Raw genomic sequence first — 10,693 nt, forward strand, 5'->3', positions numbered from 1 at the left:
CCGGTCTAGGATGGGAAACGTGCGAGATCTGGGAACCACTGGAGACACCGGACCGATGAACGTGGGTGGTTCCCCCGGCGAAGGACACGGAGCCGAACGCGTCGAGGTGGCCGAGCGACCCCACCCCAGGGTCGACCTGCGGGCGCTGTTCGGGCTCCAGTCCGGCGCCTGGGCGTGGACCACGGCGGTCAAGGCCGCCGTGTCCATGTCGCTCTCCTTCGCCCTGGCCACGTGGCTGTTCGGCTCGGAGGTCGGCACCCTGGCCGCCCTGGGCTCCATGACCGTCCTGTACGAGAAGAAGACGCCCTACGCCTACCGGTCGGCGGCCCTGGCCCTGGTCGGCCTGGGCTTCGTCGCCAGCGTCACCCTCGGCTCCCTGGCCTCGGCCCTGGCCTCCTGGGCGCCCGTGTTCTCCATCGGCCTGACCGCCGGGATCGCCACCTGGCTGTGCGCCGCCTGGAGGGTGGACAGGCCGGGCCCCCTGTTCTTCGTCCTGGTCGGCGCGATCTCCACCATCGCCCCCGGCGGCCTGGCCGACGTCCCCCTGCACGCCCTGGTGGCCGCCCTCGGCGCGGCCATCGGCTGGTCGGTGTCGATGTCGGGCGCGCCCGTGCGCGCCCGCCACCCCGAGTACCGCGCCGTGGCCGGGGCCTACCGCCAGCTCGCCTCCCTGCTGCGCGCCGTGGGCACGCCCGACCTGGACCACGCCCAGCACGAGGCCTCGGTGGCGGTGGCCGAGGCCTGGCGGATCGTCCTGCTGGCCCAGACCCGCGGCTACCGCACCAGCCCCGAGGCCGCCCGGCTGCGCTCCCTGCTGCGGTGGGTCTCCGACGTGCACCTGGCCACCACCCAGGTGTGCATGGCGCGCCCCACGACCCTGCCCGAGAAGGCCGCCGACTTCGCCGAGCGCATGGCCCCGGCCGTGGCCGACCCCTCCCTGGGCCCCGACCCCGACGAGCTCGACGAACTACGCCGGGGCCTGCGGCCCCGCTCCCTGGAGGCCCGGCTCTACGGCCAGCTGGCCCGGGCCGCGCAGGCCGCGCGCCGTTCCTCCCACGATGACGACGAGCACGCCGCGACCCTGCACGACGAGCGCTATCCGGCGCTGTGGGACGCGCTGCGCTCCAGCCTGGGCTCGGACTCGCTGGTGCGCCCCACCGCGCTGCGCATGTGGATCACGGTGACCGCGGCGGGCGCGTTCAGCCTCCTGCTGGGCCTGGACCACTACTACTGGGTGGGCCTGACCGCGACCGCCGTCCTCCAGGCGGGCAGCGTGGTCCTGACCATGAACCGGGCCCTCCAGCGGTCCCTGGGCACCCTCGTGGGCGTGTTCATCGGCGCCGCGCTGATCGCGACGCACCCGCCGCTGGCCGTGGTCATCGTGCTCGCCGGGCTCTTCCAGGGGCTCACACAGCTGGTGGTGGGCCGCAACTTCTTCTACGCCTCGGTCCTGGTGACGCCGATGGCGCTGCTGCTGGCCGGAACCGCCGCGCCCGACCCCATCACCGACCTGGCCGGGTCGCGCATCATCGACACCGTCGTGGGCTCGGTGTTCGGCCTGCTGGGCTCGCTGCTGCTGTGGCGCAGGGCGTCGGCGACCCGCCTGCCCCAGGCCATCACGAGCGTGCTGGAGACCTCGCGCGAGTGCATCATGGCGGTCCTGGACCAGGACGTGGAGATCGGCCCCGAACGGCGCTACCGGCTGCGCAGGGACATGCGCGCGGCCCTGGTCAACCTGCGCGGGGTCTACGACAGCGCGATCGGGGACGCGCCGCGCGCGGCCTCCACCCTGCCGCTGTGGCCGGTGGTGGTGGCCACCCAGCGCACCGGCTACCTGGCCCTGTCCGCGCTGGCCCGGGACCGGCCCGAGTCGGCGGGCGTCATCACCCTGCAACGGGTGGACCTGGCCTTCGGCGAACTCATCTCCTCGATGAGGGAGCGCCGTACGCCCCGCATGGGCGCGATCCCCCGGCTGCCCGCCTACCCCAGGATCAACATGGAGCTGCGGGCGCTGTCCAACGCGATGACCAGCGCGGTCGCCCAGGACGAGCGCGCGGCGCGCCAGGAGGCCGAGCGGCGGGCCCAGCGCGAGCACCGCCGGGCTCAGAAGGACCTGGACGCCGACCTGTGAGCCCGCCCCGCGCCCGCCCCCGGCCTCCGGGGGCGCGGCCGGTCAGTCCACGAGGGCGAAGGCGCGCACGGGGAAGGCGGCCATTCCGCGGATCTTGGCGGGCACCGCGAAGAAGGTGAAGCCCTCCTCGGGGAGCTGGTCGAGCAGGCACAGGTGGGAGACGACGGGGACGCCGGCGGCGAGCAGGACGGCCAGCGCCGGGCGGGCGCCCTCGGCGGCGGGAGAGGGGTCGTCCACGCCGACCGCGTCGATGCCCACCAGGGTGGCGCCGCCGTCCACGAGCGCCTTGGCCGCCGCCTCGGTCAGGTAGGGGTGTTCGGGGTGGCCGTAGGACTCGGTGCGCCAGTGCCGGTCCCAGCCGGTGCGCACCAGCACGGCGCGTCCGCGCACGTCCAGGCCGGAGAAGGCCTCCGGGCCGATCCGGGCGGAGCCGACGGAGACGACCACGCCGGGCAGATCGGCCACGCGGGCCAGGTCCAGGTCGGCCAGGTCCGCGCCGTCCCGGTAGCGGTGGGCGGGCGTCTCCACGTAGGTGCCGGTGGCGCCGACCATCGTGACGCGGCCGCTGCTGGTGGCGTGGCCGGGGACGGAGCCCGCGACGGCGGTGCTCTCCTCGACGGCGGGTTCCGGCAGGCCCGGAGAGGTGGTCATCCCGTCGGTGATCTGGTGGCTGACGTCGACCAGTTTCGGCATGGCTGTTCTTCCTCGCTCGCGCGTCCGGGGAAAGGACCCCTGACCTGCACCAGAGGTCTAGACCATAGCCTAGCGCGTGTGACCGGCGCCACGGCACCCGCGCCCGGCCGCGATCACGCCCTCCGGCCACGCCCTCCGCTCCGCGGCCCCGATAAGCTCGGGAGACACGGACACGGGAGCCCTCCGCACGTCCGTCACCCCCGCGCGGACCACCCCACCCCACCCCGAGAAGAGGCGACCGAGTGACCCTGTACGGAGCGGCCAAGACCGTCATCGCGCCCGCCACCCGTGTCGTGTGGCCCCAGCGCGTGGAGGGCGCGCACCACGTCCCCCGTCGCGGTCCGGTGATCCTGGCCGTCAACCACCTGGCGCTGATCGACCCGCTCTTCATCGGGGTGGCCTGCCCCCGGCCGGTGCGCTTCATCGCCAAGCAGGAGCTCTTCGACGAGGGGACCCTGCCCCGGCGGCTGTTCACCCGCGCGCTGCGGGCCATCGGCCAGCTCTCGGTGGACCGGCGCCCGGGCCAGAGCGCCCAGGAGGCCATGGACAACAGCCTCGGGGTGCTGGAGCGCGGCGAGGTCTTCGGGATCTTCCCCGAGGGGACGCGCTCCCCCGACGGCCGCCTCTACCGCGGGCAGACGGGGCTGGCCTGGCTGGCGCTGACCACGGGCGCCCCGGTGGTGCCGGTGGCCCTGGCGGGCACCGAGCGGATCCTGCCCCCCGGCCGCAGGGTGCCCTCCCTGAACCGGGTGGGCGTGCGCTTCGGCGAACCGGTGGACCTGTCGCCCTGGGAGGGCCAGGCGGACAGGGCGCGCCCGCGCCGCGAGGCCACCGACGCCATCATGGCCGCCATCGCCAAGCTGTCCGGGCAGGAGCAGGTGCCCCGGTTCGCCGCCTCGGTCAAGGCCGAACTGGAGCGGGGACGCCCCTCGGGCGCGTAGGGTCGGTTTTCGGGGGAGTCGGACTCCCCCTCCCCCCGGCGCGGCCCCCCGGGACGCGGGACCGCTCCGGCGGGCGGTGACTTTCTTCACAGCCCGTTCGGAACTGGGGAACCGGTGACGGGGCGTTGACCTCTTGTTGAGGGACCTTCCAGGGCGCCGGCGACAGCCTCCCGACCTGGTCCTACCGGGTTCCGCCCGGGCCGACGGCCCGCGGGACCTCCGGGGTCCGCGATGCGGGCCCGGGACGGGGAGCGGAATTCTCTACCTTTATAGTAGGTTTTCCCGGTGCCGGCACCGGATAGATTAGGCAAGCCTTACCTTTTGATGGCGTCCGACTCTGGCGCGAAGACTTGGAGCTGTGCGATGACGCGACCACTGCGAGTGGGAATCGTGGGTGCGGGCCCCGCGGGGATTTACGCCGCGGACCTGCTCACCAAGGACGAGACCCTGTCCGCGTGCGGCACGTCCGTCAGCATCGACATCCTCGACAAGCTGCCCTCCCCCTACGGCCTGGTCCGCTACGGCGTCGCCCCGGACCACCCCCGCATCAAGCAGATCCAGGGGGCGCTGCACAAGATCCTGGACAAGCCGGAGATCACCTTCTACGGCAACGTCGAGTACGGCGTGGATCTCAAGCTGGAGGACCTGCGCCACCACTACGACGCGGTCATCTTCGCCACGGGCAGCGACCGCGACCGGCCGCTGGACATCCCGGGCATCGACCTGCCCGGCAGCCACGGCGCCGCCGACTTCGTCTTCTGGTACGACTCCCACCCCGACGTGTCGCCGTCCTGGCACGTGGAGGGCACCAGCGTCGCCGTGATCGGCGCGGGCAACGTCGCCGTCGACGTCGCCCGCATCCTCGCCAAGAGCGCCGAGGACCTGCTGGAGACCGACATCACCGACAACGTGTACGAGGGGCTGCGCGCCAAGCAGATCACCGACGTGCACGTCTTCGCCCGCCGCGGCATCGCCCAGTGCAAGGCCACCCCCATGGAGCTGCGCGAGCTGGACAAGCAGCCCGGCGTCGAGGTCATCGTCTACCCCGAGGACTTCGACATGGACGAGGGGAGCCTCCAGGCCTGCGAGGACTCCAACCAGGTCAAGACCAACGTCAAGGTCCTGCAGAACTGGGCGATCCGCGACCCGCGCGGCGCCGAGCGCCGCCTGCACCTGCACTTCCTGCACAGCCCGGTGGCCGTGCTCGGCGAGGACCGCGTCACGGGTTTGCGGACCGAGCGCATGGAGCTGACCGGCGACGGCGGCGTCCGGGGGACCGGCGAGTACGTCGACCACGAGGTCCAGGCCGTCTACCGCGCCATCGGCTACCTGGGCTCGCCCCTGGCCGACCTGCCCTTCGACGAGGAGCGCGGCGTCGTCCCCAACGCCGAGGGCCGGGTCCTGGACCTGGACGAGAAGCCGATGGACGGCGTCTACGCCACCGGCTGGATCAAGCGCGGTCCCGTGGGCCTCATCGGCCACACCAAGGGCGACGCCCTGGAGACGGTCACCAACCTGGTGGCCGACCGCGAGGCCCTCACCCCCGCCTCCGAGCCCGACCCGGTCGCCTTCCGCGCCCTGCTGGAGGCCCGCGGCGTCCACTACACCACGTGGGAGGGCTGGCAGCGGATCGAGGCCCGCGAGGAGGAGCTGGGCGCCGAGCGCGGTCGCAAGCGCCTCAAGCTCCTCTCCCGTGACGAGCAGACCAGCATCGCGCGCCAGGGGTGACCTTCGGTTCGCGGGCTTCCCGGCCGGTCCCGCGCCCCTCTGCGGGACCGGCCACCGCATTCCCTCCCCCGGTCCGCGAGTACCGTGAGATTGCGCATGCGCCGCTTCTCGCGGTGGCGGAACAACGGCCCGGCCCGATGGGTTAGAGTCACTGTTGGTCGGTGTGGTAGCAAGTGTCCCCCGGGCCTCAACAATTGCCTTCGCGGAATACCGCGTCCGGCCCCGCCTCCGGGTGGGTGACCGTACGGCCAGGAGCCCCGTTGTGCCCCGCGCCGAGAGGCGACCGCCATGCCGACCCTCACTCTCGTGCCCCGCTCCCACCGAGGTGGGAGCGGGGCATCGTGGTCTCTCCAGCCAACCCAGTGAAGGACGGTCAGGCGTGGACGAACGGTCCCCCCGGCAGCCGGATTCCTCCGGGCCGCCCGAAGCATCGCACGAGCCCCCGGCGCACCCCCCGCGCCCCGCCAACCCCTACCGCATCCCCCAGCGCACCCAGGGGCCTCCGCCCGAGGAACCCGCGGCCCCGTCCGCGCCGGTTCCTCCCCCGCAGCCCGACCTCCCGCAGCGGTCCGCCGGGTCCTGGGACTCCCCCGCCTCGTGGGACGAGCCCCCGCGTGGAGGAACCACCGACGACGGATGGGGCGCCCCGTCCGCGCAGGCCTGGGAGCCCTCCCGGCACGAGGGCTCCGGCGCCCACGGCAACGCGGGGCGCCCGCAGGAGCCCTCCTCGTGGGACGAGCCCCCGCGCGGCCCCGACCGGGGCGGCGCCCAGGACTGGAACACCCCCTATCCCTCCGCGCAGGGCCCCTCCGGCGACTGGGACGGGTCCCGGCCCCGAGGCGACGAGGAGCACGACGCCTGGCAGGACGAGGCCCACGACTCCTGGCAGGAGGCCCCGGCCTCCCGGCACGGCGTGCGCGAGCCCGCCGCCGGACACGGTCACCCGCACGGCCGCACCGACACCTGGGACGACGACCCCTACCCGGGTCAGCCCGTCCACCACGGCGACACCCCCTACCCGGGCGACGCGCCCTATCCCGCGCCGGACCACGGCGGCCGCGGGGAGACCGGCCCCGGCCAGGGCTCCCAGGACGGCTTCGAGTACCTCTACAGCGGCGGCGGCCCGGGCGGGCCGGACGCCCCCGACCGCCACGGGGACGACGGCTACGACCCCGGTCCCCCGCCGCGCAAGTCGCGGCGCGGACTGCTCATCGGCGTGCTCTCCGCCGTCGTGGTGCTGCTGCTCGTCGGCGGCGGCGCGTCCTGGTACGTCCTGACGATGCCCGAACCCGAGGAGGCCGCCGCCGAGTACGAGGCCGCCTGGGAGGCGCAGGACTACGAGCGCCTGGCCGCGGTCACCCGGGGCGGCGACGCCGCCGCGGTGCTCGGCGGCATCGACTCCGGGCTGGGCGTCGACTCCATCGCGGTGGAGGTCGGCACGGTGACCGCCGACGGCGGCACCGGCAGCGCGCCCTACGAGGTCACCGTGTCGCTGACCAACGCCGACGACTGGGGCTGGGAGGGCGAGCTGCCGCTGGTCCGCGAGGACGGCGAGTGGTGGGTGGAGTTCTCCCCCGAGGTCGCCTACCCCGGCCTGGGAGAGGGCCAGGTCCTGGCCCGCACCGCCGTGTGGGGCGAGCGCGGCAGCGTCCTGGCCGCCGACGGCACCGCCCTGGACGGCACCGTCTCCGGTTCGCTCCAGATGATCGCGGGCTCCCTGGGCGAGGCCACCGCGGAGGACGTCGAGCGTCTGGGCCCGGCCTACAGCGTCGGCGACACCGTGGGCGTCAGCGGCCTCCAGCGCACCTACGAGGAGCGTCTGGCCGGTGAGGCCGCCACGACCATCCTCATGGTCGACGCGGCCGCCGCCGAGGACCCCGACTCCCTGGAGGCCACCGAGGAGAACACGGTGGCCACCCTGGACGGCGCCGACGGCGAGGACGTGGTCACCAGCATCGACATGGCCGTCCAGAACGCGGCCTCCAACGCCGTCATCGACTCGGCCGACCCGGCGGGTCTGGTGGCGGTGCGCCCCTCCACCGGCGAGATCCTGGCCGCGGCGAACGTGCCCGGCGGTTTCAACCGGGCCTTCGAGGGCCAGTACCCGCCCGGGTCGTCGTTCAAGATCATCACCTACAGCTCGCTGCTGGACAACGGGATGGGCATGGACGCCGCGATGAACTGCCCCAAGGAGTACGACCTGGGCGGGTGGCCGTTCGTCAACGCGGGCGACGCCGAGTACGGCGCCCAGACGGTGACCGAGGCGTTCGCGACCTCCTGCAACACCGCTCTGGTGGAGCAGGTCGGCGACCGGCTCAGCTCGGACACGCTCCAGGCCAGCGCCGAGCAGTTCGGCATGAACGCACCGCTGGACATCGGCGTGCCCACGCTCGAACCGTCCTTCCCGCCGGTGGACAGCGCCACCATGCTGGGCGCCCAGAGCATCGGCCAGGGCCAGATCCTCACCTCGCCGCTGCACATGTCCACGGTGCCCGCCGCGGTCGCCGACGGTTCCTGGCGCCACCCGGTCCTGGTGACCGAGCCCGCCCCGGAGGGCCTGCCCGAGCCCCGCGCGATCGCCCAGGCCGAGGCGCTGCGGACGATGATGCGCGCGGTCGTCACCGAGGGCACCGCCGAGGACGTGCCCTTCCAGGGCGAGGTGTACGCCAAGTCGGGTACGGCCGAGTTCGGCACCGCCGAGGACGCCGACGAGGACGGGGAGCTGCCCAGCCACGCCTGGATGGTCGGCTTCAAGGGCGACGTGGCCTTCGCCGTGGTGGTCGAGGGCGGTGGCGGCGGCTCGTCCGTGGCCGGTCCCCTGGCCGCCAGCTTCACCAACGGCCTCTGAGGCAGGATCCGCCGCGACGGCGCGCACCGGCACCGCCGGTGCGCGCCGTCGGCGTGAGGGGCGCCCGTGCGCCACGCGGTGCTCCCCCGGGAAGGTACGGGGTCGCGGCCCGCGAGCGGGTACGGACCGCGCTGACCTGCCCGGAAGCGGTCCCCGCCGCGCGCGCCCGCGACGGCGTGGCCGCTGTCGGCGCCGGTTCCCGGCGTCTACGATGCCCCTGGTTCCGCAGCGTGCCGCGGCCCCGTCCCGGTCTCTTCCGGGGTCGGTCGGCATCTTCTCCCCGGCCGCGGGCATGGGCCCGCCTCAAGCAGGAAAAATCCGACCCAAAACAACCAAGTATTACTTTAAGTTATTTAGTAACTACTAAGAGTTAGCGATCGGGGACCCGGGGCAGATCTACGGATGGCGCCAGGAGAACGGTTCTCCCGAGGGTCGAGCTGGGGGGATCGGTGCCACCGGACCGACAGATCGTCGGTCCGCCTCGAAAGGACACAGGATGAACCGCAAGACTCTCACTCGGATCGCCTTCGCCTCCGTCGCCGTTCCGGCCCTGGCCTTCGGCGCTCCGGCCACCGCCATGGCGGACAGCTTCTTCTCGGGTGAGTCCAGCGCCGCCGGTATCGATGGCGCTGCGAGCCACAGCGTGACCGCTGTCGCCTTCGACGGTGACAGCAACGGCCACGGCCACGGCCACAAGGGCGGCAAGGGCGACAGGGGCCACGACCACTGGGACAACGGCGGCTCCTTCTACAAGAAGAGCGCCACCTGGGCGGGCCACGACGGCGCCGCCTCCCACAGCATCGTGAGCGGTGCGAACTAGGCATCCCGTTTCCGTCGGGCGCGGCGGCCGTGTCGGCCGCCGCGCCCGGCGGGCGTGACCCGACCCAACCCGAGGAGGGGAAGGACGATGGTCCGACTACGACGAGTGCTGTCCCTGACCGGTGTGGCCTTCGGCCTGGCGCTGGGTGCGCCCTCGGTCGCGATGGCCGACGCGGTCTTCGAGAAGGACTTCGGCAGCGCCAGCGCCGAGGGCGCCACCATGACTGTGGTCCACAGCCGCGTCGGCGACGACGGCAAGGTCTACTACGAGTACGTGACCTACACCGCCTCCATGTACGGAGCCACGGTGGACAGGACCACCAGCAAGGCGAACTGAGTTCCCGCGAGGTTGCGGGCGGACGGCCTTCACGGCTGTCCGCCCCTGGTGTGCGCGGGCACGGCGCGGTACACGCTCCCCCGCGCACGGGAGGTGGAAAGACATGCGAAACCTGCTTCGAGGCCGTGCCCTCGCGGGGATGGCCGCGGCGGCCGTGTGCTGCGCGGGCGTGACCGGCGCGGCCGACCCCGGCGACGTGTTCGCCGGCGGCGGGACCCCGTCCGCGGTCCAGGGGACGGGATCCGGCGGCGGCTGGCCCCCGCCCTGGTCCCAGGAGGAACCGGCCGACCCCTGGACCGAGGCCGAGGCCGAGGTCGTGCGGCTGGTCAACGACAAGAGGCCCGGGTACGGGTGCGGGAAGCTGAACACCCACGAACTGCTCACCCAGGCCGCGCGGGAGCACAGCCAGGACCAGGCGGGCGACAGCGGGTTCCCCGGCGGCGGCTTCTTCGGCGGCAGCTCGTCGGCCAGGGACCGGGCCCGCGGCCTGGGCTACGCGCACCCTTCGGGCGAGATCGTGGCCAACGGCTTCGAAACGGCCGAGGAGGCGGTGGAGGCCTGGACGCGCCACGGCCACAACCAGGTGCTCGCCGACTGCGAGGCCGAGCACATCGGCGTGGGCGTGGTGAAGGGCGACGGCGGCCCCTACTGGACCGTCGTCCTCGGCCACGGAGCCTGAGCCGCACGCGCGCGGTCCAGGGCACGTGACGGGCGGTGTGCGGCGGGTGCACACCGCCCGTCACGTGTCCCGGGAGAGGCCGCGCGGCCGCGGAGCGGGGCTCCGGTCAGGAGGTTCCGACGGTCTCGGGTCCCTCCGGCGCGGGCTCCGGATCCGGATCGGGCACCGGGTCCCCGGTGGTCTGCGAGGTCTCGGTGGGCACCGCGGGCGCGGAGGGCTGCGGCGTGCTCGGGGTGAGCACGAACAGCATCACGAGCAGGCCCGCGGTGACCGCGGCGATCAGGCCGCACGCCACCCACGGTTTCCAGCCGCCCAGGCCGGGGTCGGCCGGGGCGTCGGGATCCCCCGACCCGAAGGACTCCAGCCGTCCGGCCAGGTCCGGTTCCTCCTCGCTGAGCTGCCGCTCGATCTCCGCGAGGATTCTTCTCTCGTGCTCTCTCAGGGACATGGAACCCTCCTCGGCCACGGGGGGAAGGACAGTCGTCGCCAGACTTACAGTCTCCCCCGGGTATACCTG

The 10,693-nt window shown here is 73.5% G+C and carries 9 protein-coding genes; 7 read left to right on the forward strand and 2 right to left on the reverse strand.

Going from position 1 to position 10,693, the window contains the following annotated elements; all coding sequences use genetic code 11:
- Window positions 1-55 precede the first annotated feature (55 nt).
- On the forward strand, window positions 56-2,131 hold the full coding sequence (locus tag G011_RS0126645) for an FUSC family protein (protein WP_019611130.1): 2,076 nt from the start codon (window positions 56-58) through the stop codon (window positions 2,129-2,131).
- A gap of 42 nt (window positions 2,132-2,173) precedes the next feature.
- On the opposite strand, the gene G011_RS0126650 is transcribed toward G011_RS0126645, so the two are convergent.
- Window positions 2,174-2,824: a cyclase family protein gene (locus G011_RS0126650; protein ID WP_019611131.1), complete on the reverse strand. Its 651-nt coding sequence runs from the start codon at window positions 2,822-2,824 to the stop codon at window positions 2,174-2,176.
- A gap of 242 nt (window positions 2,825-3,066) precedes the next feature.
- Between G011_RS0126650 and G011_RS0126655 the strand changes: the two genes are divergently transcribed.
- From G011_RS0126655 to G011_RS0126680, 6 genes are all read left to right on the forward strand, one after another.
- Window positions 3,067-3,765: a 1-acyl-sn-glycerol-3-phosphate acyltransferase gene (locus tag G011_RS0126655; protein WP_013153576.1), complete on the forward strand. Its 699-nt coding sequence runs from the start codon at window positions 3,067-3,069 to the stop codon at window positions 3,763-3,765.
- Window positions 3,766-4,146: 381 nt separating this feature from the next.
- The gene (locus G011_RS0126660; protein ID WP_019611132.1) at window positions 4,147-5,493 is read left to right on the forward strand and encodes an FAD-dependent oxidoreductase; all 1,347 of its coding nucleotides are present in this window, start codon (window positions 4,147-4,149) and stop codon (window positions 5,491-5,493) included.
- A 379-nt stretch (window positions 5,494-5,872) separates the two neighbouring features.
- A complete protein-coding gene (locus G011_RS0126665; RefSeq protein ID WP_019611133.1) occupies window positions 5,873-8,341 on the forward strand; it encodes a penicillin-binding transpeptidase domain-containing protein in 2,469 nt (822 codons plus the stop codon).
- 496 nt (window positions 8,342-8,837) lie between these two features.
- Window positions 8,838-9,161: a hypothetical protein gene (locus G011_RS0126670; protein ID WP_019611134.1), complete on the forward strand. Its 324-nt coding sequence runs from the start codon at window positions 8,838-8,840 to the stop codon at window positions 9,159-9,161.
- Window positions 9,162-9,248: 87 nt separating this feature from the next.
- On the forward strand, window positions 9,249-9,497 hold the full coding sequence (locus tag G011_RS0126675) for a hypothetical protein (protein ID WP_026338692.1): 249 nt from the start codon (window positions 9,249-9,251) through the stop codon (window positions 9,495-9,497).
- 103 nt (window positions 9,498-9,600) lie between these two features.
- The gene (locus G011_RS0126680; protein WP_155979846.1) at window positions 9,601-10,176 is read left to right on the forward strand and encodes a CAP domain-containing protein; all 576 of its coding nucleotides are present in this window, start codon (window positions 9,601-9,603) and stop codon (window positions 10,174-10,176) included.
- A 106-nt stretch (window positions 10,177-10,282) separates the two neighbouring features.
- Here G011_RS0126680 and G011_RS0126685 read toward each other — a convergent pair whose 3' ends face one another.
- On the reverse strand, window positions 10,283-10,624 hold the full coding sequence (locus G011_RS0126685; RefSeq protein WP_036553166.1) for a DUF3040 domain-containing protein: 342 nt from the start codon (window positions 10,622-10,624) through the stop codon (window positions 10,283-10,285).
- Between the last annotated feature and the right edge of the window lie 69 nt (window positions 10,625-10,693).

The sequence above is a fragment of the Nocardiopsis sp. CNS-639 genome (assembly GCF_000381685.1).
In the GTDB taxonomy this organism is placed as follows: Bacteria; Actinomycetota; Actinomycetes; order Streptosporangiales; family Streptosporangiaceae; genus Nocardiopsis; species Nocardiopsis dassonvillei.